The 24,826-nt window shown below is 65.5% G+C and carries 28 protein-coding genes; 11 read left to right on the top strand and 17 right to left on the bottom strand.

Annotated elements, in window-relative coordinates; genetic code table 11:
• Nucleotides 1-171: 171 nt before the first annotated feature.
• The 8 genes from GR303_RS23020 to GR303_RS22985 are packed head-to-tail and all read right to left on the bottom strand — an operon-like array spanning nt 172 to nt 7,596.
• Nucleotides 172-1,113 carry a dihydrodipicolinate synthase family protein gene (locus tag GR303_RS23020; protein ID WP_161726605.1) on the bottom strand — a complete coding sequence of 314 codons (942 nt, stop codon included), beginning with the start codon at nt 1,111-1,113 and terminating at the stop codon, nt 172-174.
• Nucleotides 1,114-1,146: 33 nt separating this feature from the next.
• Nucleotides 1,147-1,494, bottom strand: a complete 348-nt coding sequence (fdxA, locus tag GR303_RS23015) for a ferredoxin (RefSeq protein WP_161726603.1) — start codon at nt 1,492-1,494, stop codon at nt 1,147-1,149.
• Nucleotides 1,495-1,504: 10 nt separating this feature from the next.
• Nucleotides 1,505-2,281 carry an enoyl-CoA hydratase-related protein gene (locus GR303_RS23010; protein ID WP_161726601.1) on the bottom strand — a complete coding sequence of 259 codons (777 nt, stop codon included), beginning with the start codon at nt 2,279-2,281 and terminating at the stop codon, nt 1,505-1,507.
• Entirely contained in the window at nt 2,278-3,492 is a 1,215-nt protein-coding gene (locus GR303_RS23005; protein ID WP_161726599.1) for a CaiB/BaiF CoA transferase family protein, read from the bottom strand. Before GR303_RS23005 ends, GR303_RS23010 begins: the two co-directional genes overlap by 4 nt.
• Complete coding sequence (locus GR303_RS23000; protein ID WP_161726597.1) at nt 3,489-4,850, bottom strand: FAD-dependent oxidoreductase; 1,362 nt, start codon at nt 4,848-4,850, stop codon at nt 3,489-3,491. The genes GR303_RS23005 and GR303_RS23000 overlap by 4 nt, the downstream gene beginning before the upstream one ends.
• Nucleotides 4,851-4,881: 31 nt before the next feature.
• Nucleotides 4,882-5,742, bottom strand: a complete 861-nt coding sequence (locus GR303_RS22995; RefSeq protein ID WP_161726596.1) for an ABC transporter permease — start codon at nt 5,740-5,742, stop codon at nt 4,882-4,884.
• Nucleotides 5,742-6,560 carry an ABC transporter ATP-binding protein gene (locus GR303_RS22990; RefSeq protein ID WP_246205861.1) on the bottom strand — a complete coding sequence of 273 codons (819 nt, stop codon included), beginning with the start codon at nt 6,558-6,560 and terminating at the stop codon, nt 5,742-5,744. The genes GR303_RS22995 and GR303_RS22990 overlap by 1 nt, the downstream gene beginning before the upstream one ends.
• Before the next feature lie 7 nt (nt 6,561-6,567).
• Nucleotides 6,568-7,596: an ABC transporter substrate-binding protein gene (locus tag GR303_RS22985; protein ID WP_161726595.1), complete on the bottom strand. Its 1,029-nt coding sequence runs from the start codon at nt 7,594-7,596 to the stop codon at nt 6,568-6,570.
• Between the two features lie 99 nt (nt 7,597-7,695).
• Here GR303_RS22985 and GR303_RS22980 point away from each other — a divergent pair, with 99 nt between their 5' ends.
• A complete protein-coding gene (locus GR303_RS22980) occupies nt 7,696-8,709 on the top strand; it encodes a LysR family transcriptional regulator (RefSeq protein WP_161726594.1) in 1,014 nt (337 codons plus the stop codon).
• 129 nt (nt 8,710-8,838) lie between these two features.
• Here GR303_RS22980 and GR303_RS22975 read toward each other — a convergent pair whose 3' ends face one another.
• Together GR303_RS22975 and GR303_RS22970 are read right to left on the bottom strand one after the other, a co-directional pair.
• Complete coding sequence (locus GR303_RS22975; RefSeq protein ID WP_161726593.1) at nt 8,839-10,179, bottom strand: MFS transporter; 1,341 nt, start codon at nt 10,177-10,179, stop codon at nt 8,839-8,841.
• 63 nt (nt 10,180-10,242) lie between these two features.
• Nucleotides 10,243-11,037 carry a carbon-nitrogen hydrolase family protein gene (locus tag GR303_RS22970; RefSeq protein WP_161726592.1) on the bottom strand — a complete coding sequence of 265 codons (795 nt, stop codon included), beginning with the start codon at nt 11,035-11,037 and terminating at the stop codon, nt 10,243-10,245.
• Between GR303_RS22970 and GR303_RS22965 the strand changes: the two genes are divergently transcribed.
• Nucleotides 10,988-12,163 carry a LysR family transcriptional regulator gene (locus GR303_RS22965; RefSeq protein ID WP_246205859.1) on the top strand — a complete coding sequence of 392 codons (1,176 nt, stop codon included), beginning with the start codon at nt 10,988-10,990 and terminating at the stop codon, nt 12,161-12,163. The two genes, GR303_RS22970 and GR303_RS22965, sit on opposite strands and share 50 nt — an antisense overlap.
• A 196-nt stretch (nt 12,164-12,359) precedes the next feature.
• On the opposite strand, the gene GR303_RS25000 is transcribed toward GR303_RS22965, so the two are convergent.
• Nucleotides 12,360-12,716, bottom strand: a complete 357-nt coding sequence (locus tag GR303_RS25000; RefSeq protein ID WP_246205858.1) for an SH3 domain-containing protein — start codon at nt 12,714-12,716, stop codon at nt 12,360-12,362.
• A gap of 30 nt (nt 12,717-12,746) precedes the next feature.
• Between GR303_RS25000 and GR303_RS22955 the strand changes: the two genes are divergently transcribed.
• From GR303_RS22955 to GR303_RS22945, 3 genes are all read left to right on the top strand, one after another.
• Nucleotides 12,747-13,514, top strand: a complete 768-nt coding sequence (locus GR303_RS22955; protein ID WP_343038502.1) for a PfkB family carbohydrate kinase — start codon at nt 12,747-12,749, stop codon at nt 13,512-13,514.
• Between the two features lie 56 nt (nt 13,515-13,570).
• Nucleotides 13,571-14,065: a 7-cyano-7-deazaguanine synthase gene (locus tag GR303_RS22950; protein WP_246205857.1), complete on the top strand. Its 495-nt coding sequence runs from the start codon at nt 13,571-13,573 to the stop codon at nt 14,063-14,065.
• Nucleotides 14,066-14,144: 79 nt separating this feature from the next.
• A complete protein-coding gene (locus GR303_RS22945) occupies nt 14,145-14,825 on the top strand; it encodes a hypothetical protein (protein WP_161726588.1) in 681 nt (226 codons plus the stop codon).
• Nucleotides 14,826-14,913: 88 nt separating this feature from the next.
• Here the strand turns inward: GR303_RS22945 and GR303_RS22940 are convergent, their stop codons facing one another.
• The 5 genes from GR303_RS22940 to GR303_RS22920 all read right to left on the bottom strand — a co-directional run bounded on the left by GR303_RS22940 (nt 14,914) and on the right by GR303_RS22920 (nt 19,862).
• The gene (locus GR303_RS22940; protein ID WP_161726587.1) at nt 14,914-15,165 is read right to left on the bottom strand and encodes a hypothetical protein; all 252 of its coding nucleotides are present in this window, start codon (nt 15,163-15,165) and stop codon (nt 14,914-14,916) included.
• 869 nt (nt 15,166-16,034) lie between these two features.
• Nucleotides 16,035-16,526, bottom strand: a complete 492-nt coding sequence (locus tag GR303_RS22935; protein WP_161726585.1) for a hypothetical protein — start codon at nt 16,524-16,526, stop codon at nt 16,035-16,037.
• 193 nt (nt 16,527-16,719) lie between these two features.
• Nucleotides 16,720-18,210 carry an AAA family ATPase gene (locus tag GR303_RS22930; RefSeq protein ID WP_161726583.1) on the bottom strand — a complete coding sequence of 497 codons (1,491 nt, stop codon included), beginning with the start codon at nt 18,208-18,210 and terminating at the stop codon, nt 16,720-16,722.
• A 48-nt stretch (nt 18,211-18,258) separates the two neighbouring features.
• Complete coding sequence (locus tag GR303_RS22925; RefSeq protein ID WP_161747612.1) at nt 18,259-18,900, bottom strand: hypothetical protein; 642 nt, start codon at nt 18,898-18,900, stop codon at nt 18,259-18,261.
• Nucleotides 18,901-18,980: 80 nt separating this feature from the next.
• Nucleotides 18,981-19,862 carry a hypothetical protein gene (locus GR303_RS22920; RefSeq protein ID WP_161726579.1) on the bottom strand — a complete coding sequence of 294 codons (882 nt, stop codon included), beginning with the start codon at nt 19,860-19,862 and terminating at the stop codon, nt 18,981-18,983.
• A gap of 124 nt (nt 19,863-19,986) precedes the next feature.
• On the opposite strand from GR303_RS22920, the gene GR303_RS25585 reads away from it, so the two are divergent.
• The gene (locus tag GR303_RS25585) at nt 19,987-20,250 is read left to right on the top strand and encodes a helix-turn-helix domain-containing protein (RefSeq protein ID WP_161726577.1); all 264 of its coding nucleotides are present in this window, start codon (nt 19,987-19,989) and stop codon (nt 20,248-20,250) included.
• A gap of 221 nt (nt 20,251-20,471) precedes the next feature.
• Nucleotides 20,472-20,765 (top strand): hypothetical protein, encoded by a 294-nt coding sequence (locus GR303_RS22910; RefSeq protein ID WP_161726575.1) that lies wholly within the window; start codon nt 20,472-20,474, stop codon nt 20,763-20,765.
• A 97-nt stretch (nt 20,766-20,862) separates the two neighbouring features.
• On the opposite strand, the gene GR303_RS22905 is transcribed toward GR303_RS22910, so the two are convergent.
• Nucleotides 20,863-21,042, bottom strand: coding sequence for a con-10 family general stress protein (locus GR303_RS22905; protein ID WP_161726573.1), 180 nt, complete (start codon nt 21,040-21,042; stop codon nt 20,863-20,865).
• A gap of 205 nt (nt 21,043-21,247) precedes the next feature.
• Here GR303_RS22905 and GR303_RS22900 point away from each other — a divergent pair, with 205 nt between their 5' ends.
• From GR303_RS22900 to GR303_RS24995, 4 genes are all read left to right on the top strand, one after another.
• On the top strand, nt 21,248-21,691 hold the full coding sequence (locus GR303_RS22900; protein ID WP_161726571.1) for a hypothetical protein: 444 nt from the start codon (nt 21,248-21,250) through the stop codon (nt 21,689-21,691).
• A 245-nt stretch (nt 21,692-21,936) separates the two neighbouring features.
• Nucleotides 21,937-22,086 carry a DUF1127 domain-containing protein gene (locus tag GR303_RS22895; protein ID WP_084020804.1) on the top strand — a complete coding sequence of 50 codons (150 nt, stop codon included), beginning with the start codon at nt 21,937-21,939 and terminating at the stop codon, nt 22,084-22,086.
• A gap of 1,173 nt (nt 22,087-23,259) precedes the next feature.
• Complete coding sequence (locus tag GR303_RS22890) at nt 23,260-24,042, top strand: Crp/Fnr family transcriptional regulator (RefSeq protein ID WP_161726570.1); 783 nt, start codon at nt 23,260-23,262, stop codon at nt 24,040-24,042.
• A 171-nt stretch (nt 24,043-24,213) separates the two neighbouring features.
• On the top strand, nt 24,214-24,826 hold a 613-nt coding region (locus GR303_RS24995; RefSeq protein WP_246205856.1), incomplete at its 3' end, for a PAS domain-containing protein.

The raw sequence follows: 24,826 nt of genomic DNA, 5'->3' as shown, positions 1-24,826 counted from the left end.
CGGCTTCAGCCTCCGCCGCGGACGCGCGGGCGTACTCGCCCACCACGTCGGCGGTGTTCGACGGGTTGATGTTCGGCGATGCCTCCGTCGCGCCGACCCACTCCCCAGCTATGTAGTTCTTCGTCATGGCATTCTTAACTCTTCGTGGTGCCGCTATCAGGATGACTCTGTTCAGGTCGCGTCCCTTGTGTCGCTCCGAAGGAGATCGAAGGTTTCGACGACGGTACGCGCCTCGGCAGTGCTCAGGGGAGCGAGCGGCGGCAAAACGGTTGCAAGCTCAGGATCTTGGTGAATGTGGGCCAAGACCGCCTTGACCCCGGGCACCAAGGGCAACCCGTCGAAGATCTTTCGAATGGCGACAGCCTTGGTCAACGCCTCATCATCGCCAGCATGGAACGCTCGTGCGCACAGGTCCGCGTTCAGGTTGGCGGTCGCGGAGATGCATCCCGCAAAGACGCCGGAGCGCGCTTCGAGCAACGCTGCCTCGTTCGAGGGGAAGACCCTGAGGTCGTGAGCGATGGCAGCAACCTGTCTGGCGTAGACGAGGTCGCCTGACGAGTCCTTCAAGCCCGCTATCCGTTCACCCAACTCCGCTCGCAATTTACGTACCAGGTCGACGCTGTACGGAACGCCGGACATCGCAGGAAAGTGATACAAGTAGATGGGGATCGGTCGTGAATGGGTTTGCTCAACGATGGCCTCAAGATAGTGGATGACGCCGCTGTCAGGAACATTCTTATAATAGAACGGTGGCAGGACGAGAGCACCGGCGAACCCCAGGTCAGCAGCATGGCGGGTGAGCTGGACTGCGTCTCCAAGCGCAGCCGCGCCCGTGCCGACCATCAACCGCTGCAGCGGCAAGCCGGCGTCAGACGCCGCCGACATTAGCGTCATCCGCTGCTCCCGGGTGAACGAGGTGGCCTCGCCCGTCGTGCCGAGAACGTTCAGTCCGTCGCAGCCATGAGAGAGGAGATGTTCGGCGAGAGCGACGAAGCGATCGACGTCGGGCTCGCCTGTCCGGGTGACCGGGGTGGCAATGGCCGCGATGACGCCGGACAGACGCTGCGTTGCACCGCCTCCGGAGGCGACGCCGGAGCTCTCTGGATTGGACATTTCTCAAACCCTTTTCTTGAGCCCGAACAGCCGTCAGGCTGCATCGACCGAGGCTGCAGGCCCCGAATAGCCGGCCACCGCCGGATGGTCGCGATCGGTCACGTACTTCGGCGAGGAGCCACCGGGGCTGCCCCAGCCCGTCACTGCGGGACCGAAGAATTCGGCATTGATCGCCAGGAACCCGGCCTCGTGCGGCGGCAGATCGGCTTCGTCAAAGATGGCCTGCACCGGGCACACGGACAGGCAGAGGCCGCAGCTGATGCACTCGTCGGGGTGGATGTACATCATCCGCCCGCCCTCATAGATGCACTCCACCGGGCAGGCAGTCTGGCAGTCGCCGTCCTTGACGTCGATGCAGGCCGACGCGATCACATAGGCCATCGGATCCTCCTTACCGCCCTTGCCAGACCGGCGCCCGCTTTTCCTGGAAGGCGCGCACTCCCTCGTCCTGGTCCTGCGACTGCAGCGCCTCGACCAGGGCGGGCAAGCGCAGAGCTTGCGCCTCCTGCGGCGTCAGGCGGCTACCGGCCCGGACCATCTGCTTGATGGCGCGGACCGAGAGCGGCGCGCAGGCCAGGATGTCGTTCACCCAGTGCTCCACGGCGCCGTCGAGCGCCGCTCCCGGCACGACCTCGTTGACGAGACCGAAGCGCAGAGCCTCCGCAGCCGAAATTCGTCGGCCCGTCAGCAGCATGCCCATGGACCAGACGTGCGGAATCCGGCGTGGCAGGATCGCGATGCCACCATCCAGAGCCAAGCGCCCGATCCGAGGCTCGGGCAGCCCGAATGACGCGTGCTCGGCCGCCACGACGATGTCGCAGCCGAGCACCATCTCGAACCCGCCGCCGAGCGCGTAGCCGTTGACCCGCGCGATCACGGGAACGTCGAGCGTGTCACGCAGGGCGATGCCGCCGAAGCCGCCGGGCCGCGGCGCCGCCCAGTATTCCAGGCCCGACGATCCGCTGCCGGACTTCACGTCGGCGCCGGCCGAGAAGGCCCGCTCGCCGGCGCCGGTCAGCACGACCACCCGCACCGACCGATCCCGTTCAATCTGCTCCCAAGTCCGGATCAGGGCGGCCTCGGTCTCCTGGTCAACCGCGTTCATCCGGTCTGGACGGTTGATCGTGACGCGGGCAACGCCGTTTGTGACCTCATACAGGACGCTCATGCGACCACCCTCTCGCGCTTGAGCTCTTCGATGCGCGTGCTGTCGTAGCCCAGCTCGCGCAGGATCTCCTCGCCGTGCTCGCCCAGGCTCGGCGGTGCATGACGGATCTGGAACCCTGAGGCGCTCATGGTGAGCGGCGTCCCGATCAGCCGCACGGGCTCGTTGATCCCCTCGGCTCTCGCATCAAGCTCGATGACGGTGCCGTTTGTCGCCGTCTGCTCCGATTCGAGCGCCTCCGGGAGGCTCTGCACTGGGGCGCACAGGAGATCCTGCTCCTCGAGCCGTGCCAGCCAGAAGGCCGTGGTGTTGGACCGGAAGCACTCGCGGAACCGGGCCTGCAGGTCCGCCTTGTGCTCGACCTGACGCGCGAAGGTGGCGTACCGCTCGTCCTGGGACAGGTCGGGCAGCTCCAAGGCGACGCAGATGTCGCGCAGCGGGTTGGCCTTGAAGGCGCCGACCAGCACGAGCGCGCCGTCAGTGGTCTCGAAGACCCCAGTCAGGGGGAACGCCGCCCAGTTCAGGTCCCGGCGGCGCTGCAGCCACATCGCGGCCTCCTGCATCTGCATGGCCAGCATGGAGTCGTAGAGCGACACTGCCACCTGCTGGCCGCGGCCGGTCTTCTCCCGCTGCAGCAGGGCAAGCAGGATGGCCTGCACGAGGTGCATGCCGGCCGTGTAGTCGGCGAGCGCGGTGGGATAGATCGACAACGGCAGGCTTGGATCGGCCCGGCGTGCCATGACGCCCGAGAGCGCCTGCGCGAGCACATCCTGCCCGCCCTTGTGGGCCAACGGGCCGGATTGCCCGAAGCCTGATCCGAAGGCGCAGATGATCCGGGGGTTGATCTTGACCAGGTCCTCGTAGCCGAAGCCCATGCGCTCCATCACGCCGGCGCGGAAGTTATTGACCACCACGTCGGCGTTGCGGATCAGATCGTACACGATCTCCTTGCCGGCCGGATCGCGCAAGTCGAGCGCGATCGAGCGCTTGTTCCGGTTCAGGCTGCAGAAGACCGGGTTGTTGAGCCCATCGGGATCGTCGGCGATGGACGTCCGAGACAGGTCTCCGGCGCCGGGGCGCTCGATCTTGATCACGTCCGCGCCGTAATCGGCGAGAACCTGGGTCGCGCAGGGGCCAAGCATCACCTGCGTGAAGTCGATGACCCGGATGCCGGTGAGCGGTTGGGCCACGGGGATGTCGGTATGGGCGTTCATTCTGCAGCCTCCACAATGTCAACGGTTGCGTTCGCAGCGGGAACGTCACCCGGATCTGCGCCCTGCGCCCTTAAGCGGGACTGCAGGGCCTTCACGTCGATCAGGCCCACCGAAGCGTTGGCCTCGAGCGCGAGCGCCGCCGCCACGCCCACAGCCTCGCCCATGGCCATGCAGGGCGGAATTTCGCGTGAGATGCGCTGCGCCGACGAGGTCGCCGAATAGTGGCGGCCGGCGACCAGGAGCTGGTCGACCCCTTGGGGCAGCAGCGAGCGGTAGGGATAGTAGTAGTCGCGCCCGCGGGCCACGCTGTCCGGGAAGTGGCGGCGCTGGGCGACATCCTCCTTCGTCACCACGTACCGGCCCTCCAGGAGCCGGGTCTGCCGGATCCCGAGCTGGGGCGCGACATCGACGATGAAGGCGTTCTGGAAGCCGGGCAGCTTGGCCCGGACGAACTCCAGGAGCGCCGCGATGCGGGTCCTGCCCTCGAAGTCGGCCCGGGTCAGGTCGGCGACGCTCAGGCCGTCGTAGTTCACCATGTGCGGGCAGTTGCACCAGACGATGCCGGGGAGCGGCGTCTTGAGCCACCATTTGTCCCACGAGCCGCCCATGATCTTCTTGGCCTCGCGGTCGATGGCATGGAACGCCTCCGGCTCCTCGAACTCGAACCGCTCCGCCTCTTCCGTATCGACTCCGCCGAGGCGGAAGACGGTTGTGACGATGTAGCTGCCCTTGATGAAAGGCGTTCCGGCGGAGGCGGCGACGTCGAGATCGCCCGTCGCGTCGACGATGACATCGCCGAGGATGGCCTGGCGCCCCTCCTTGCTCTCGACGATCACGCCCGTGGCCTTGCCGTCCTCAATGATGGTCTTGGAGAACCAGGAGTGCAGGCGCAGCTGGATCTTGGCTTCGGCGACCATGTCGTTGGCGACGCGCTTGAACCCGTCTGGGTCGAAGGCCGAGGCATAGCAGATGGGCTGCGGCTTCTGGTGCGAGTGGAAGTCGAACACGCCCCACCGCGACCACTTGCGCCACAGGTTCCAGTCGGAAACGCGCTCCTCCTCCGGCGGCGTGACGCACAAGCCGAGCCGCTCCATGCGGCCGATCATTTCCGCGCAGAGGCCGCGCACGCTGATCTCAGTGCCGTTGCACATGTCGTCGAGCACGAGAACCATGCCGCCGGAGGCGAGACCGCCGAGATAGGCGTAGCGTTCCAGCAGGATGACCGAGAGGCCTTGGCGGGCACCGGCCACCGCGGCGGAGATGCCGGCCGGTCCGCCGCCGACCACGACGAGGTCAGCGCGAGCGGCGACGGGCACAGAGCCGCCGTCTTCAGAGATGAAGTCACGAGTCGCAGTCATTTGTAGTCGTCCTTGTTACCGGGCCGGCGCATCAGTTGGCGCGGGCGGTGTTCCACTTGAGGAGACGGCGCTCCAGCATCGAGATCACGCTGAAGAACACGGCCGAGAAGGTCGAGCCGACGACGATGGTGGCGTAGAGAAGCGGCGAGTCGAAGTTGTAGGTGGCCTGGATGATCAGGGCGCCGATGCCGCTCGTGGAGCCTATCCACTCGCCGACGATCGCGCCGATCACCGACATGGACGCGGCGATCTTCAGTGCCGAGAACAGGTACGGCAGGGAGTTCCGGACCCGCAGCTTCCAGAAGATCTCGCGCGGGCTGGCCGACAGGACCTTCATGAGCTCGAGCGCCTGCGGGTTCACGTCGCGCAGACCGCGGGTCATGTTCACCAGGGTCGGGAAGAAGCAGATGAGCGCCGCGATGGCGATCTTCGGCTCCATGCCGTTGCCAAGCAGCAGCACCAGGATCGGCGCCTTTGCGACCACAGGGATCGTGTTGATCATCACAGCCACAGGGAAGAACGCCTCTTCCGCGGCCTTGCTGTAGACGAAGGCGGTGGCGATCACGATGGCGACGAGGTTGCCGAGCAGAAAGCCGAGCAGCGCTTCGGTGGCCGTTGGCACGAGGTTGGCGAGGAGAATGTCAGCCTTCTCGACCAGCACGCTGGCCACGGCCCAAGGCGACGGGGCAATGAACGGCTGCACGTCGAAGATCGCGACCACGGCGCCCCAGAGGGCGATCAGTCCGGCGATGGCCACGACCGGCAGCAGCCGCTTGCGCCAGGCGAGCCGCCTTTGGGCGGAGACGAAGCGCGCGCGCTCGCTCTCGTCGTTGGCGAAGGCGCCCCCGAAGCTGACAGGGGTGACGCCAGGAGAGAGGGTGGACTGGCTCATCAGCACGTCTCCAGAACGCGGCGCAGGTGGCCGGCAAGCTCGACGAATTCGGCGGTCTCCCGCTGGGGCAGCCGACGGGGGCTTGGAAGGTTCACGTCGACCAGCTCGCGCACGCGACCTGGACGTGCCGCCAGGAGGAGGACCTCCTGACCGAGGAAGGCCGCCTCATAGATCGAGTGGGTGACGAACAGGATGGTGGTCCCGGTGGATTCCCAGACCTGCAGGAGCTCTTCATTGAGCCGGTCGCGGGTGATCTCATCGAGGGCGCCGAACGGCTCGTCCATCAGGAGGAGCTTCGGCCCGGACACGAGGGCGCGGGCGATCGACACGCGCTGGCGCATGCCGCCCGAAAGCTCGTGCGGGTAGGCGTCCTCCCAGCCCGAGAGGCCGACCAGGGCCAGGAGTTCCCGCGGATCGCGGTTGTTCGACCGCCGTGCCCCTCCCCCGACCTCCAGCGGGAGCAGAACGTTCTCCAGCGCGGTCCGCCAGGGCAGCAGCGCCGCGTCCTGGAAGACGAAGCCGATTTCCCGGTTCTGGCGGGCGACCTCGGGAGCCTCTCCGTTCACCCGCACGATGCCGGAGGTGGGGGCGATCAGGTCCGCGACGACCCGCAGCAAGGTCGACTTGCCGCAACCGGAAGGCCCCAGGAGGCTTAGGAAGCTGCCTTGAGGCACCGTCAGGTCGATGTTCTCCAGAGCCGTGACCGTGCCGCGCTCAGTGGTGAAGCGCACTGTCACGCCCTGACACTCGACAGCGGGAACGGCACTCGCGGCCAATGACAGCGGAATCTGGGCTGAGAAGCTCATGGTGTTCAGCATGGCGCCCTCACCCGATCTTCGGACGCGTATCGGCCGTCCTCTCGAGGATCGCGGTCGTGACCACGTCGTCGACCTTCGGCGCCCCGGCGGCGAACTGCTTCAGCTCGTCGTAGAGGCTGATCTGCTCCTGCCATAAGGCCTTGTCGAACGTGCCCCAGCCGTTGGCCTTGGTGGCGCCGTTGAATGCAAACTTCAGGAAGGTCTGGCTCGCCTCCAGTTCGTCGGCGCGGACGAGGTTCGGGTATTCCTTGACCAGAAAGTCGACGGCCTTTTCGGTGTTGGCGTGGGCGTAGGCCCAGCCCTTCGCCGTCGCTCGCAGGAAACCGGCGAGCATGTCGGGCTTCTTCTCGATCAGGCTCTGCGTCGAATAGTACGGCAGGGCATAGAGGCGGACACCGGCATCCCAGAGGCGGAGATCGATGCGGTCCGGCCCGAGCGGCTTCAGGGACGTGGTGTTGGTCACCCAGCCGGAGACCACGTCGACCTGCCCCGTCAGCAGAGGGCTCATGTCCGAGCCGATGACGACGATCTGGAGATCCTTCTCCGAGATGTTGTGTTTCTTGAGCAAGGCATTGAGAAGGACGCGGGCCGTCGCCTGGATGCCAACCTTCTTGCCGATCAAGTCTTGCGGCCTCCGCACCGGGTTCCTGGGCAGGGAGAAATACGCGTAAGGATGCTCCTGCACTCCGACCGCGATGCACTTGACTGGGATCTTCTGCGAGGCAGCCAGCATCAGCGACGGGCTCGAGGAGACCTGGCCGATCTCATGCCGACCCGACGCGACGACCGCAACTCCGTCGATGTTCGGTCCGCCGGGTTGGATCACGAGATTGATCCCCTCCTCCTCATAATAGCCGAGGTTCTTAGCGCACGCCTCGCCAAGCTGGTTGTTGTTGGCCAGCCAACCGAGCTGCAGGTTCACGGTCGTGGTCTTGGACTGGGCATGAGCGAAGCGGGCCCATGCCGGGGTCATGGCAAGGCCGGCAAGGGCTCCCTTGAGGACCGTACGGCGAGAGAGCCGCGTTTTATCCGTCATCTGTTTCCTCCTCCTGGTTGGCGGCCGAGCGGCCACGCCCTGGTTCGCACCACCGTCTCTGGTGAATTTTTGTTCTTCGGGGCAGCGCAGGATGAATTATTGGTTGCGCCGGCGCTCTCCGGAAGCATTATTTTTCGCCAGAGGCGATGCCGAAAAGGCAGCGCTCCGTGGGAGACCCTGATGCACGCCGCCGTCCTGCGTTATGTCGATCAAGTCGCCCGCCTCGGTTCGATCCGCCGGGCAGCCGAGGCCCTCAACGTCGCGTCCTCGGCGGTGAACCGGCAGATCCTCAAGCTTGAGGAGGACCTCGGAACACCTTTGTTCGAGCGCCGCCGCAACGGCGTGGTTCCGACCGCCGCGGGAGAGGTCCTGCTCCGGCACATCCGCGACACGATGGCGGACTTCCAGAGTGTCAAGGCTGAAATGGCGGGTCTGTCCGGTGTCATCACTGGCCACGTGCGGATCATCTCGCTCGAATCGCTTGCGCTGCGCTTCATGCCGCGGGTGATCGAGGAGCTCTCGACCGCCTACCCGCAGGTCACGTTCACCGTGCTGGTCGTGAACCCGAGCGAGGTCGGCGAGGAACTACGGTCGGGACGAACCGACTTCGGAGTGCTGTTCACGGACCGGCGCTTCGAGGGCGTGCAGGTGACCGACACGTTCGCGACGTGCGTCGGCGCCGTGATGCGCCCGGACCATCCGTTGGCTGGACGCGAGAGCGTCACATTGACGGAGTGTTCCAAGCATCCTGTCGTCATGCTCCACGATCGCTGGCTCCTCGACGCCATCATGACGACGGAATTTGCGCAGTCCGGTGCCAAGCTCGAACCCCGCATCGTATCGAACTCAATCGAGTTCATGCGCCAAGTCATCCTGCGAAACCTCGGCATCGGGTTCTTCAGCCCGGTGGGCTTTCTGGACGAGATCCGACGGGGCGAGCTCGTCCACGTTCCCTTGGCCGAGCCTCAGCTGGCCGGAAGTGGATTGGGCATCCTGGTGCCGCAGCACAAGCGGATGACCCCGTCGGCGCGGATTGCCATCAATCATGTCAGAGACGCATTGGCGAAATTCTTGCAGGTCCCGGCTGATGCCGGCGACGGCAGCCAACGATAATCGTCCAGGGCCCTGATAGGTCGATACAGGACCCCGCCGCATAACGGCGACAAACCTGCGGGACGGCGGGTGCCGCCCCGCAAGAGGCTTCCGGTTTAGAGATGTCGTCCGCGGTCGGGATTGTAATCCTTAGGTAGTCGCGACATCTTCGGCATGGATGAGAGACTTCTTGTACGTTTCCGGAATCCGTAAGACCACGAGAAGAACGGCCACGGAGAGAACCGCCATGTAGACGGCCGGCGCGATCTTGCTTCCCGACTGCAGGATGAGCCATGTACCCAGGAACGGCGCGGTGCCCCCAAAGATCGTATACGCGAGATTGTAGCTGATCGCGGAAGCGCTGAACCGGGTGCGGGTCGGGAAGAGTTCGAGCAATGCGATGCCGACCGGTCCCCAGAACAAGCCGCATCCGAATGCCAGGAGGCCCTGGCCGGCGATCGCGGTCAGAAGGCTTCCTTGTGCCGCCAGCAGATAGGCGGGAATGCAGACCACGGCGTTGATGATCAGCCCGACCAGCAGGATCGGCTTCCGGCCGAACTTGTCAGAAAGGTACCCTCCGACGATCATCATGATGAAGGCCACGAAGAGGGCGATGCTGTTGGAGACCAACGCCGCATTGCTGTTGAGCCCGACCGTCGCGGTCAGATAGCTCACGAAATAACCGGCCAGCGTGTAGAAGCCGAGGCTCGAGAAGGCGGCCAGGGCGAAGCTGAAGCCCATCTGCTGCTTCTGGTCACGCACGGCCTCGCGCATGGGGTTGGCGGCGACGCGCTTGGCGGCCTGGGTGGCCTTGAATGCCGGCGTTTCCTCAACCTTGTCGCGGATATAGAGCCCGACGAGGGCGAGCGGTCCGCCAATCAGGAACGGGATGCGCCAGCCCCAGGAGGCATAGGCCTCGCCGCTCAAGGCGTTCGTGAGGAAGAGGACGAGCAGCGCGGCGAAGATCGGCGGCAGGTTCGCGAAGGAGTAGGTGAACGCAACGAACAAGCCGCGCTTGTCGGAGGGCGCATGCTCGGCGACGAAGGAGTTCGAGCCGACGGTCTCGCCCGCGGCGGACAGGCCCTGGACAAGCCGGCAGATGACCAGGAGGATCGGGGCGAAGATGCCGATCTGCGAGTAGGTGGGCAGGAGGCCGATGCAGACGGTCGCCACGCCCATCATCAGGATGACGAACGAGAGAACCCGCCGGCGACCGATTCTGTCACCGAGCGGGCCGAAGACGAACCCGCCGAGCGGCCGCATGACGAAGCCGACGGCATAGACGGCAAACGTCGAAAGAAGGGCGGCGGTCGGATCGGTGTTCGGGAAGAACAGTTTAGCGATGATCGCAGCCGAGTAAGCATAGATCACGAAATCGTACCACTCGACGAATTGTCCGATGGCCGCCGAGCTCAAGACGCGCTTGAAGGCGCTCCTCTGGTCCGCGTGTAAGCCCACCCTGTCGAGAGTGGCGCCGGTTTGAGCACTCATGGTCTTCCTCCTTGGATACGGCCGGTTTCACACCGGCGCTCGCTTTGCAGTCAAACAGCAGGCCTATTGGCCGGCGCTGATGGCGTATCGCCGATGGGCGAGGCACGGCAGGATCCGCCGCACATCCGCTAGGCGCTCCATGCGGAGCCTCGCCAGCACGAGCCCTTCGCCGCCGGCGACCGCTCCTGTGACGACCCCGCTTGGGTCGATGATCATGCTCAACCCGACGGAGTGGGGAGCAGGCTGGCAGGACGCCGCGACGAAGCAGGTGTTTTCGATGGCGCGCGCCCTCAGCAGCGTCTCCCAATGCATCTCCTTGAGGGGCCCTGTGACCCAGCCCGACGCCACGAGCAAGACATCCGCGCCGCGCTCGACGAGCAGGCGGGCCATCTCAGGAAAACGGATATCGTAGCAATTCAACAGTCCGAACTGAAAGTCGCCCAAGTCGAACGTCGCAAGCTCGCCGAAATCGGGCTTGAGAGACGCACGTTCGTTCTTGTCCGACTCGCGGTAGTGGAACGCGTCGTAGAGATGGAGCTTCTGATACCGTTCGATGATCTCACCGTCGGGGCCGGCTGCGAGGATCACGTTCCGGGCGAGCGGGCCGTCACCCTCGGCATACATGCCCGCCACGATGGCGACCTGCAACTGCGCGGCGAGCGCCCTGATGCGCCCCTCAAACACGTCGCCGTGCCGGCGAGCCGCGTCGGCAATCTCCTCGGCAGAGGCCGTAAAGTCGTACATCACGGCTTCAGGGAAAACGACAACCTTCGCGCCCTCGTCCGCCGCCTGGGCGCTGAGCCTCTCGATGGCGGCAAGGTTTGCGGCAACATCCTTTGTTCCGGCAAGCTGCGCCACGGCAACGCCTATCTCAGCATTCCTATCGACTGGACCAGACATCAACAAGAACTCCCTATCAGCCGGTCGCAGGATTATTGTCCGCGGCGGTGGCGCGGGCGAGCCTCCGTACGGACGGCGCGTAAATTGGTCTCGGTTCTCCGATTTGACAGCCGCGGCTCGGGAAAGTCTAAGATCAATTCGGCACGAATTGATAACGTGGAGGCATCAATTGGGGCGAGCTCCGGACCTTGTCCGTTTACGTTACTTTCTTGCAGTGGCTAAGGCATCCAGCTTCCGCGGGGCCTCGGAGGCCCTCAACGTCGCGCAGCCTGCGGTCAGCCGTGCGGTGCAGATGCTGGAGGCGGAACTGGGGTTCAAGCTGCTGGAGCGGACAACCCGGCGCGTTACCCTAACGAAGGCCGGGGCCGTTCTGGCACGGGACGTCGAAGATGCCATGCAGTTGCTCAGCCGATCGGTCCGGAACGCACGGCAAGTGGCATGCGGGGAAGCAGGCGAGATCATCGTCGCATATTCCGCGCAATCGGCGAACGGCCCCATGGCAGACATGATCGTGCGGTTCCGGAGCTGTTTCCCGCACGCGGCCGTCAGCCTTTACATGATGTCCTCGCACGAGCAGGTTCATGCGCTCGAGAGCGGCGAGATCGACGTCGGCTTCCTCCTGTCGGCGGCTTGCAAGGGATCCCTCGGCCACATGGTCGTGGGACGGGAGCGTTTCGTGCTCCTGGTCTCCAAGCACCACCCCCTGGCGAGACGAAGCACCATCGCTTTGAAGGAGCTTGCCGACGTGCCGTTTGTCATCGGCACGACTAAGCGGTGGGAGACGTTCCGATCGCTGATCAACAGCGCTTGTCTCACCGCCGGATTCCTTCCGACGATCGCCGAGGAAGCCGACGACGTTCCGGTCCTTCTCCAGCTCGTATCGCTGCAGCGGGGCGTGACGCTTTACGGTTCGGCCGTCAGACCGACGCTCCCGCCGGATATTGCGGCGATACCGCTGAGCGACCCCGACGTCTTCTTTGACGTGAGTGTGGCTTGGAATAGACGTCAACAAACCCCGCTCGTTCGTGAATTCATCGCGTTCATCGAGAAGTCCCTTGCGCCAATCGACCTGGTTAAAGGTTGAGGCCGCACGGCCTGATCAGGGTCATGAAGCGGATGAGCACGGGGACAAGCAAGCGCCAGCCTGTAACAGGCCCTTCGCCTGCGCAAGCGAGAAGGCATTGCAGGTCACCTCTCCCTCAAATAGGCCATAGCCGCCGGCCACGATAATTCGCAGCCCGCTTCTGCAAACTGCCGACCGTGCGGCTTGGTCGAGATGCCTACTTGGGAACGGTGAGCTTGCCGAAGATCCAGCCGGACCGCACCTCTCCCGAGAGGCCGTCGACGTAGCGCACCTGAAACCAGTCCCCGCGCACGTCCCGAAGCTCCAGGAGGTGCCCCGGCGCCAGCTTGTCGCGCGAGCGGGACTTCGTTGTCGGGAGCTCCCTCACATGGGCCGTGCGCGCCACCGCCAAGCGGACCGGCTCCTTGGGCGAGGCAGTCTCGGCGTTCTGCCTTGCGATCTCATCCTGGATATCGGAGAGGCGGGTTTCCGCCATGGCGAAGCCGTTCTCGATGGCCCTTCGAGTGGCCTCCTGATCGCCCGAGCCGCTGTAGTCGCTCGCAAGGGCCAGCACGGCGAGGCGGTCGTCGACGCGCGCACGGCCGTGTACGACCCGCAGTCGGCCTATGGCGCGAAGCGGTTCACCGCGAACGGCTCGCGGGCGGAGCGCCTGGCCGTCGTGCTCAACCGCTACGAGGCGGCGTCGATGACCGGCTTGGGCGATCCCCACGCGGCGGCCGGGTGGCTGCTGCGCGAGGAAGGCGCGGCCGTGGTCGTCCTCAAGATGGGCGGGCACGGCGCCCTCGTCGTGACGCCGGAGGGCGAGGCGGTCGTGCCGCTCTACCGGACCGAGCATGTCTGGAAGATCGGCTCGGGCGACGTCTTCTCGGCGACCTTCGCGGCGCTCTGGGGATGCCAAGGCATGAGGCCGGCGGAAGCGGCCGATCTGGCGTCGCGGGCGACCGCCTACTACTGCGACACGCGCTCGCTGCCGGTTCCGGCGCCCGAGGCGCTGCAGGACCTCCCCTACCCGCCCGTCAGGCCCGGTCAAGGGCTCGTCTATCTCGCCGCGCCGTTCTTCGACCTCGGCCAGCGCTGGCTCGTCGAGGAGGCGCGCGCGCTCCTGATGGACCTGGGCGCGCAGGTGTTCTCGCCGGTGCATGAGGTCGGCCCGGGGCCGGCCGAGATCGTGGCGCCCGAGGACATCAAGGGCCTCGAGGCCGCCGACGTGGTCTTCGCCGTGCTCAATGGCCTTGATTCCGGCACCGTCTTCGAAGCGGGCTACGCCGTCAACAAGCGCATCCCGGTCGTCGCGCTCGCCCAGAACGTCAAGCACGAGGACCTGAAGATGCTCGTTGGCACCGGCTGCTAAGTCGTCGACGACTTCGCCACCGCGATCTACCGCACGGTTTGGAAGCTTCCCCACCCATGATCGGACTGTTGCTCTCCGGCGGAATGGACTCCGTCAGCATCGCGTGGTGGAAGCGGCCCGACGTCGCCATCACGGTCGACTACGGCCAGCGCCCCGCCGAGGCCGAGATCGCGGCCGCCGGCGCGGTGTGCAAAGCCCTCGGCATCCGGCACGAGGTCGTCCGCGCCGACTGCTCTTCCCTCGGCTCCGGCGACATGGCTGGCCAGCCGCCCGCGGCCATCGCCCCGGTTCCCGAATGGTGGCCGTTCCGGAACCAGCTCGTCCTGACGCTCGCCGGCATCGCCGCCGTGAAGCTCGGCGTCACCCATTTAATGATCGGCGCCCTCGCGACCGACGGCGCCCACGCCGACGGGCGTCCGGAGTTCGTGGAGGCGATGTCCAAGGTGATGTCGCTCCAAGAGGGCGGGATCACGGTCTCGGCGCCGGCGATCGGGCTGACAGCGGTCGAGCTCGTCAAGACATCCGGCATCCCGCGGGAGGTGCTGGCCTAGGCCCATTCCTGCCATGTCGCGGACTTCGCCTGCGGCCAGTGCCGCGGGTGCGTGAAGCACTATCAGACGTGGGAAGCGCTTGGCTGGGATCCTCACTGACGAGCCCGGCCCGCGCACGCCGCCGCTCGCTTGGCAGCCTTACCGCCCGCCGGTCGCGGCGACGGAGCCTCTGACGCCGCCCGGGGCGCCGCCCCGGCGCGACTTCGCCGACGTGCTGCGTTCCCGCCGATCGGCCCTTGCCGGCTCCATCGGCTGGGACGACATCGCCGCGCTGCTGTGGCATGCGGCTGGGACCAAGGGGCATGCGCACGCGGGGCGCGCGGGACTGCCGGTCGAGTGGCGGGCCAGCCTGTCCGCAGGCGGGCTGCATCCGATCCAATTGGTCTGCATCAACGACGGCGGTGACGGGCTCGTCCGCCTCTACGATCCGATGGAGCATGCCTTCCATCTGCTCGATGTGCCGCATGTCGACGTCTCCGCCCGAAACGCCGCGGCCGTCGCCGAGGTCGTGGGGGTCCATCGCGGCTGCACCCTCCGGTTCATAGCCGATGTCAGCAAGGTCGAGGCTGCTTACGAGAACCCTGCGAGCCTAGTCCTGCGGGATGCCGGCTGCCTGATAGCCACTCTGTGCCTCTGCGCGGAATGGCTCGGGCTGGCAGCATGCCCACTCGGTTTCCTTGGCAATGAAATGGTCGCGCAGCTCGGATATCCTCTGTCGCGGTTCTCGGCTGTCGGCGGGGTCCAGATCACGCGGCCGTAACCGCGAGCACGGGCAGCGTAGCCCGTCGTCAACAGCGTCCGGCGGCAACTTGGAAATGGCCTTGCCCGCAGCGGGCAGGAAAGCCGCCTTATGGCGTGGTTGGGGGGCGTCCTGGCAGCCCCAGAATTGAGCTCACCCTCTGAATGATCCAGTCAATGTCGTCGGTGTCCGGGAAACGGACCGCATCGATAGCTTCTGCGAGGCGGTCGTCGATGTCACCCTTTGCCTCGACGGCGTCGACGGCTTTGAGCGCGAGCTGCCTGAAGGCAGCGTAGTCGGAACCGGCCGTCGACTGGGCCTCTTGAAGGGTGCGAATGAGGTGATGGGACACGTTTTCCATGTTCGGGCTCCTTGTTGAAGTCATTGAGGGGATGCACTGGACCGTTTGACGAAATGTCGCCGACGCTGTGCTGTGCAGTCGCCCGGTACGCGACCGAGCTCTTGGACGGTGTGATCGAAAGTCGCCTGTGCCGCACCTGTCGTTTCGCCTTCGGGGAACCTCCCTAAGCGCTCCTGCCAAATGCCGTGGAGGGACCTCCTACACCTTGGTCGAAGAGGCGATGGGAGTGCTATTCGCACCCGTCCGGACAGGCGGGAGTCAGGCTAAGGTTTGTGCGCGATCGATATCGCGGCCGCGGCATCCGGCCCGCATTGGCAAGGTGACTTGCCTCGACCGCCACCTGACGCTCAACAGGCGCTCGCAAGGGTCACGCGGGCAAACCGCGACGCCGGGTTTGTTCCGACCGCACGGACAATGACCATTGTCGTTTCTGCTTGAAGACGCGCCAATTGCCTTTCTTGCTCTTTTGCAGATGCAGGCGCCGCCTTGAGGTTATTTTCCTTGGGTTTTGTCTCTGGCAGGGCCTACCCTCGACACCCTTCCCCTTCCCATCGCTGGCATTATGTCGGATGAGCCCATCACCCCACATGACGACATAGACCCTCCTCCCCTTCACCTTGAGCCGTTTGTCGGACATGACATGGCGCACGTCCGCTATGCGGAATGCCCGCGGCACGGCACTTGCTCTGCTTCGTGACTTTGTGGATGAAGTCGCGGCCTTGTTGGATCCGTCAGAGGCCGCGTTTCTGTGAACTTTCGTTGGAGGCTGCCGATAACGAACCCGCCCGACGTGAGGCCGCCGCAGGCCAGCGTGATCAGATCTTGGCGCCTAGATCCCTGCATGGCGCGCACAAGCCTCCGCTCCGCCACTATTCGCTCGGAGTGCAACGCGCTTCGTCGCGTTCCTTCGCAGCTCGCATGGCTCTCTGAATGCCCCGAGATCTGCGCCTCGCAGACACACCGGGCGCTCGACCGTCATCCGTCGCGTTCCGGGCGAGATCGCCGAGACAGAACGGACGATAGACCTCGTGCGTCCTTATCCTTTCGGCGAGACGGGCGATCGGCACAGACGGACGTCGGCTGTGCAGGTGTCCCTGCGCCGCATAGCGGCAAACCTCATCCTGCAGTTCGCCTAGCCCTTGGCAAAGGTACCAGGCGAGCTGCGGCCCGGTGCTCTGCTGCCAATCGTACAGGATGCGCAACGTGCGGGCGAGCACCCCGAGCCGGTCAGGGTTGTCTTCGAGGTTGATTTCGACCATCCGCGCCTGAAGCTGGTCCAGATAACCGTCGGACCAATGGATCGCCCGCGTCCCAGCATCGTACACGACCGCGTCGCAATCGAAGAAGGTCGTCTTCGTCAAGTCCGCAAGCCCTTGCGCGGCCACATGTCCCTCGCGCACGGCCCATGTGTTCGGCAGCGCCCAGAGGTCGTACGCGCGACTGGCTCGGAGCAATTCTTTTTGCTGGGGCAATCCTGGGCCCTGTCTGGGCCCTGATCTGGTGGCTGCTGCCGTAGCAGATTGACGTGGATCCAATAGAGACAACTAATGAGCGCTAGTGCCGGGTACTTGCCCAGTCAGGGAACCCTCGCGTGCTGGAATGCGCCTCAAAGATCGCGCGGATGGCCGCGTCGGACGCGGCGAGACGGTCGGCCAAATAGGCCGCGAGTTGCTCGACGGCTGCCTGATGCGCCCGGATCAAGGCGGTCGCCTCCTTGTAGGCGGCATTCAGCTCGTGCCTCACCTCCGCCAGAAGGTGCGGCGGGAGATGGGATGCCGGCAGGTTGCCGCCCAGGTAGACTAACGGCGCCGGGCCAGCCAAGCCGTACGCGGTCACCATGCGCACCGCTAGGCGGGTCGCCATGGCCAAGTCGGACTCCTCGGCACCCCCCGCTCCTGCGCTGGCTCGGCCGAGCACCACCTCCTCGGCCGCGCGCCCGGCCAAGAGATAGACCAAGACTTGGTGCGCTTTTTCGGCGGTCATTGGCTGCTCCGGCCCGCCAGCCACCCGCGTCGTCCCGGCGTGCCTTCCTTGGCCGACGATGGAGATCTCGACGCTGACTGCCTCCCCCGACGCCACGGCTGCAACGGCATGCCCCGCTTCATGGACGGCGCACCGGCGGCGAAGTTCCGTGGAAACAGCGTCGGCGCGGCCGCCGATCTCCGCCAGGAGATCCTCTAAGGTGAGCCCGCGTCCGGCGTGGCGCGCCCGCTGCCGAGCGCTACGCACCCACCGTTCGGCATCCGCGCCCGTCCCTCCCAACCCGAGGACGGCGAGCTGCATGAGGTCGGTGTCAGGCAGGTCGGACGCCAGCTTTTGCCGTAAGATCAGCGCCAAGTCCTCCGTGCTCGGAACTGGAACGTGGATCACGCGCTCGAGCCGGCCGCTGCGGAGGAGCGCGGGGTCCACGGCCTTCAGATAGTTGGTGGATCCGAGCACCACCACGCCGGGCTGCGACCTGAGCCCGTCGACCTCCTCGAGGACGCAGCCGATGAAGGCGGTCCAGTACGACCTGTAGCGCGCCTCGACCGCGGCGCGGTCGGAGAGCCCGTCCACCTCGTCGATGAACAAGACGCACGGCGCCCTTTCCCGCGCGGCGGCGAAGTCCTGCCTCACGGCCTGGATCACATGTCCGAGGTACGAGTGCGACAGCCACGTCGCCGCGGAGGTCGCGATGAAGTTCACGTCGGCTTCGCGCGCCAGCACCCGGGCGAGCGTGGTCTTGCCGGTGCCGGGAGGGCCTGCGAGAAGGCAGCCGCGGTCGAGATCGGTGAGCGCGATGCGGCCGGCGCGGTAGTCGCGCAGATCGCGCACGAGGCCTTGGGCCCATGCCTTGGCGGGACCGAGGCCGTGGAGATCTGCCAAACGGAGATCCGCCTCCGGCTGGATGCTGTCGTATTCCTTTATCAGCCGGTCGATCGGGGCGAACCAGTCCTCCGGATCCTCGTCGACCATGAAGGTGAGGTTAGGCCGCCCAACGGGGCGCCGCCGGTCGGCCTGTGGCTCCGACGGCGGTCCCTTCTTGAGGCTTGGTCTGATCGCCATCGCTCCACCCAATCGTGCGTAGGATGAGGTCAGCTCGCGCGAACCCGGTCAGACGTCGCTGGCACGCAGCCAGACCGCGGACAAGGGGCCGATGGGCTTGCGGCGGTCGACGTCGGCGACGCCGCTCCGCGCGAGCGACAGCACCGCCGCCACCCTGTCGGGCTCGTGCCGGACGAGCTGGATCAGGTCGCCCAGCACCATCCCTGGCTCCTCCGCGAGGGCCGCCATGACGGCGATCCGGTCCTCGGCGCTGATCGACGCGCGCGCGGCCTGCGCCATGAGGACGGCGTTGCCGAGCCTCGGCTCCCGGCGCAGCACCCCTTCGGGCACCACGATCACGCGGCGGCCAGACCGGGCCGCCGCGTGTTTGAGGGCGAGCGCGCGGGCGCGGCGGACGCCATCCCGCCACAGGTCTGAGGGAACGGCCACCAACGTCGCGACCCTGGACGCCAGCTTGACGCGCATAGCGGCCAAGCCCTCGTCCTGAAGCGCCGCGCGCCAGAGCTCTTCGCAGGCGGGGTCGGGGCCGGCGGACACGACGAGAGGCGAGGCAACGACGTGGGCCTCGAGCACGCGCCTGAGGTCCGGCAGCAGCCCGGTTGCAGCCGAGCCCTTGGGCGGACCCGCTGCGCCGAGCCGCCTCTTCGGCCGCGCGTGGCCGCCGTGTCTCAGCTTCCTCGTCGAGGTCAAGGTTGGAAAAGCCCCGGTCATTTGCTCGCTCCCCTGCACTACACAACCCGTGTCCCTTGCAGCTGCCGCCAGGCAGCACCTCAAAAGAGTGGACCGCTCGTCGGACGCTCGGGCGGGCGCGGGACGACGAGGAGATGCGGCGCGTGGCGGGGGCCCGGCCCTACCGGCCGCGCAGGAAAGTCGACTGGATCGTCGGCGAGGAAATCCGGCGGCCCGACCAGTTCCTCGCCGGCGCTTTCCTTCGTGCCGGCCTTCTGGCGCGGCCCCGTCGAGGCGGCCTGCATCTCCAACGCGGCGAGGAGCGGCCGCAGCAGGTCCGGAACGGCCTTGTGCAGTTCCGACCGCAAGTGATCCGTCATCTGTTCGATGGTGCTCACTACCGGGACGCCGAAGTGCTCGTCCAGCTCGCTTCCCAAGACCGTCAGGTGGTCGGGCAGGCCGGCGGAGCCGAGGTAGTCGATCGCCGCGGTGGTGGTGACGTCGACCGCCGAATAACCCTGGTCACGCAAGTACGCGCGCAAAAGCAGCCTGACGGCGGCGAGGTCGCGTTCCAGGGGCTTCCTGAGCCGGGGCCCCATGTCCCCCCCGCCCCGCTTGATCTGGTAGGCTCCGGCCCAGGCAGCTTCCAGATCGATCACGACGATGTCGTGGGTGACCGATCGGACCGCGGGCGTGTCGTAGCGCAGGGCAATCCGCGCGAGGGCCTCCGGGCTGTTCGAGGCCACGAGGGAGTCGCTTGCCGCAGTGATGGGGATCACGGGATTGTGGAGCACCTGGAAGCGCCCCGAAGCCTCAAGGGCTTCGATGATCGCGCGCTCGAGCAAGAGCCCGTGTCGCTTGACGATCGAATTCGAGACGCTGATCAGCCGTGATAACTCGGGTCCGAGCAGCTCGTCTAAGGGGAACTTGGTGGCGACGGCTGCGGCCACGGCCTCTCTGGTGGCCTTGAGAAGCGCGGCCATTTCTACGATCCTTCCACCCGTCATAGATTCGCTCCGAGGTACCCGACGTGGACAGCCCACGCTTTTCAGCATCAAAAGTGCTGTTTTGCACTTTTAGTGTCAATTCGCACTTTTTGCGCTTGACATGACCATTCGAGGTACCCAGTGCAGAGCGGCTCGGGCGTTGCTGGGATGGTCTCAGAGGGATCTTGCCGCAGTGGCCCATATAGGCTTGCGCGTCCTGATGGCCTTTGAGAACAGTGGGAAGCTTCCCAAGCCAGTGGTGATCATCGCGATCGAGAGAACTCTCGCGGATCATGGGATCGAATGGACCGAGGACGGGGACTGGGTCGGGGTGAAGATCCGGCGTAGCGTGCTGGACGCACTCCCTCCACCGGAAGGCGAGTAGGTAGCGCCACAACAACCGACTGAGCAGCGACTCAGAAGGCAATCCACTACAGGATTGCCTGCGAGACACGGAAATCACGCATTTACGCATCTGGATTCGCAGACGGTCTATCAGCGCCATCCACCATTCATGCCGAGCGGGTGGCGCGGGCGATCGAGTTCACCCGCTTCCCTTCAGGCCAGCCCGGCAACGACGCGCCGGAGAATCGGGAGGGGAGGCTTGTGCAGGCAGTCGACCTGATCGGCCAGCTCGGGGATCCGCTCTACCCGAAGAAGGCGAATGCGCTCTTCTACGAGTTCGAGGAGATTGGCCTCAACCGCCAGTTCGGCTGCGCCTCCCCGGGCGACCTGGTTGAGTGCTATCCAGACTTCTACTGGACCAGCGTCTCGCCGCACCTGGAGGAGGCCATCGGCTACCTGAACGTGACGGTGGCGGGCCGGCAATGGACCGCGAACCTCCACAGCCACGTGTTCTGCGCCGAATATGCCTTCGACCTCATGGGGCCGCAGCGATAGAGAGAAGAAGCCGGAGTGGCGTCGGCCAGGACCAGGGCCGGTCATGCACCGCTTCCGCCCAGGCCGGCTTGGCGCACGCAGAGGGCGGTGCTACGGACTAGCGTGCGCCCTCCCCGTTCTGCGAGGCCAAACCGCCCTTGCGCCCCGCTTGCGCGGCGAGGTCGCGGTTCTGGGAAAACGAGCGCTTTTCCGCCGGAACGCTCTTGCCGCCCCGGCTGGCGATCTCACGCTGCTTCTCCGGGTCCATGGAGGCGAAGCCACGTCGTGATATGCTCATGCTCTGATCTCCGTCTGAAGGGGAAGAGATGCGGGAAACCGGTATACACGCGAAAGGTTCAAGCTTGGCTTGGTCGAATCTAAGCCCTGGCCTTGTTCGTCCCACGGCGAGAGGCGCTTCTGCGGGGCGAGGCTCCGGTAAGAGCAACATCCGAGGGTCGACGTGCGCCATCCATACCACGTCAGGGGGCGATCATGATGCGGTGGTGAAACAGGCCTCCGTCAAATTGCCACGCTGCGCCTCGATCCTGCTTTTGTGCTGTGGCGGTTTGGTCCTGATGCATTCACGATTGTCTTCTGCGCTGACCAACCGAGTCGGCATCAAGGAGGGCTACATGGGTGAGTGGAACACGGTCTTCGAAGGCGAGGTAGAGGGACGTCTGGTCACGGTGAAGGTCTACCAAAGCACCGATGAGGCGGAACGCGAGGACGATGGGGGCCCTGCGGTACGGGTCACGACGACATCTGTCGATGACTATCCCGGGATCCTGGAGGAAGAGGAAGGCGACACCCTCCTGGTCGAGCGGGAGGAGGCCGGACGCCTCATTACGCTGGAACCCTACAGTCTCAATGACCTGGAAGGCGAGCTGATGGAGGTTGGGTTCAGCCCGGAGGCCGCCGCCACGATCGTCAGCAAGGTTCCCGTCTGAGCCGGTTGGAGGCGGTAAACGAGAGGTAAACGCCGCCTACCTGTTCCATGCTCCTCCGGCATGGCAGGGCCGACCTCTTCCGGGCTTGTCTGAGGCCAGAAGCGGTGTAGACGCCCCTCCTCCATCACGGCCTCTCGTGATGGGTTTCCTCCCTGAACTCGGCCACCGTTCCGGTGGCCTCTTTTTCCTCGTGGCCTGCGGGCCGCGCGGGCCAATTCGTGTGCGTTTATTATCGAGGTCGCGTCATGTTCCTGTCCGTCATTCTCTCAAGCATTCGTCAGTGGCGCCGTTCGCGCGAGACAGCGCGACAACTCTCTGCCCTCTCGGACCGCGAACTATCGGATATCGGGATCTCACGGCATGACATCGCCCAGGTTGCCCGCAGGGGACGCTAGCATCCCGGCACGGCGGATGAAGAGGCGCCTCTAACGAAGGGAAGAAGGGGCGAGACGAAAAGAGGGCGGCGCCTCCGTCCCTGCCCCCGCCTCAGGCCAACCGGCATGGCCCTGACGTTGAGCACGCAGGCATGACACATCGAAGGCCATAGCGAGACGGATGTCCGGCTGCGTTCTGCCGTAGCCCTCCACCGGGCGGATGTTCTCACTTTACAGCAAGGAGAAGCGCGACTTCGGCGACCGTCGGGTTCGGGCATCCGCTGCAATCGATCGGAACCGATACGACGACTTCCCTCCCCAAGGCAGAAGTCCATGCCGGCAGGATCCGAGCGCACGGGAGGCCGAGACGTATTTTAGCTTCCTCCAATTCTCTGACGAGGTCGCGTGCCGTCTTCCCGACCTCCTGCCAGTCCTTGGCGCCCCGTGTTGCCAATGCCATCTGCCCCTCGAACGTAGATCTATAGCCGAGCTTAATAGCTAATCGTTAATCTGGAGATTGCGTTTCACCACCGCTGATGGCCGACCACGATAGTCCTGGGGAGCCGTTTTGGCCCGGAGACAGGGACGGGCAGGCTCTGCGCTTGGATGACGACGTTCGGGCAATAGCATCGTTCTTGGAAGACGAGTCACAGGATAGGCAGGATGGTCGGCGATGTATCCAGGACCCAGAGGTCTTGAAGGGCTGAGTTGAAGGTCGGGCCGGAGGCGGGCTCCTCCCCATACGCGACTGCAAGCGGCTGCGTGACCCGAGTGCGGCCGAGTTGCCGCGGCTCTCGATTCTGCCGGACGGAAACCCTGCAGATATGAGCGACCCCACGCACGACAGGCGTCTCGACCAGGAGGAGCGCCTCGCGCTGGCCGACGGGGACTTGAGCCAGCACCTTCTTGAAATCCTCGAAGCCAGAGCCGGCACCCTGTTCGGGCGGAGAGCCATGCAGCGTACGAACCGTCTGAATTCGTCCTCAACGAGCCGGATCTGGCCCAGCGAGCGCTTCATCCTGTACATGACTTTACATCTGCCTCACCGGTTATCAATCCGATGCGATTTCCGGCAGGCTAAGTCGAGTACTCGACGGACAAGCGTGACGTTTTCTGACACAGTGCCACGCTGCACCCTGTGGGTTCGAGGAAGGGCAGCGCCGAGACTGCCCCGGCCACGGGATGGGGACCCTGATGAAACAACCTTTGACCCGCCCCACGGAGAGCAACGCATCCGTTGGGCACCATCTGGTCAGCAACCGCCTCCTGGCCTCGCTGCAGCCCAGGGACCGGGCGCTGCTCGACCCGTATCTCGAAGCTGTGACCCTGTACCAGGGTGAAGTGCTGTTCGAGCCGGGCGACGACGTCACACGCACCTACTTTCCCTGCGCCAGCACGATGGCATCCTTTGTCGTGGTGATGCAGAGCGGGCGGGCTGCCGAGGCCGCCACCGTCGGCCGCGAAGGGGCCCTCGGTGGTATCGTGTCTTCAGGCTACAAGCCGGCCTTCACCCGGGCGGAAGTCCAGATCCCGGGCCCGGCTCTGCGGATTGAGACCTCCCGGCTGGAGGAAGCCAAGGAACGCTCGGCCACCCTGCGCGACCTGTTCAGCCGGTACGCCGACGCTCTCCTGGCCCAGATCCTCCAGTCGGTGGCATGCAACGCGCTGCATTCGCTCGAGGCCCGCTGCTGCCGCTGGCTGCTCACGACCCAGGACCGGGTCAACAGCGCCGAGATCCCGTTAACACAGGAGGCGCTGGCCGAGATGCTCGGGGTCCAGCGCACCACGGTCACATCGGTGGCGCGGGCCCTGCGGGCGCGCGGCCTGATCCGGTATGCGCGCGGCCAGATCGTCATCCTGGACCGGGCACGGCTGGAAGGCGCAGCCTGTGAATGCCATTCCGCGGTCAAACAGCACTTCGACCGCGTTCTCCCCGAGGTCAAACCGCAAAGCATCCTCCTCGCGCCCGACGGCTGATGCGCGGTCGCCATCGCCCTTAGATCCACCAACTTCTGAGACCCCGCTCCAGGTGCCCCAAGCACGATGAACCGTAACCGATCCGCTGCGACACCTTTCCACTCTGGAAGTGACGATGCGCTTCCCGAAGGGCATCTGCTTGCTTTGGCCGCGGAAGCAGCGGAGGTCGGCTTGTGGTGGTTCGATCCCGTGGCCGAGCGTCTCGACGGCAACACAGTGTTCCGGGAAATCCTGCTTGGCCAATCCGGCCGCGACGACCATCCCTGGCCCGTGGCGGGGGGCACCCTCCTGGGCCAGGTACATCCGGAGGATCGGGAGCGGATTCGCAACCGGGTGCGCGCCGTCCTCCGCGATGGCATGGGAGCACGTTTCAAAGAGAGCTTTCGGTTGCTGCGCTCCAAGTCCGATGACGCGGTCCGGGTGATCGCTGCCGGGAAAGTGATTTTGCCTGAAGCGAGCGATCATCGGGATCGGACGCACAAGCCTTATCTTGCAGGGACGATCCGGGCTCACTCACGGGAGGATCAGTCCCCGGCCGGGATCGTGACCGACACGGCGCGCCTTGAGGCGATCCTCAACACGATGCCGCAGATGGTCTGGTCGGCGCGGCCGGACGGATACCACGATTATTACAACGACCGCTGGTATGAGTTCACCGGCGTCCCCTACGGCTCGACGGATGGCGAGGCATGGAACGGGATGTTCCACCCGGACGACCAAGCCCGCGCCTGGGAGCGGTGGCGGCAGTCGCTCGCAACCGGCGCGCCGTATGAAATCGAGTACC

The organism is Microvirga arsenatis, from assembly GCF_009910705.1.
Taxonomy (GTDB): Bacteria; Pseudomonadota; Alphaproteobacteria; order Rhizobiales; family Beijerinckiaceae; genus Microvirga; species Microvirga arsenatis.
Note: the sequence above shows the minus strand (reverse complement) of the source record. Positions and strands in the feature narration are given on the sequence as shown.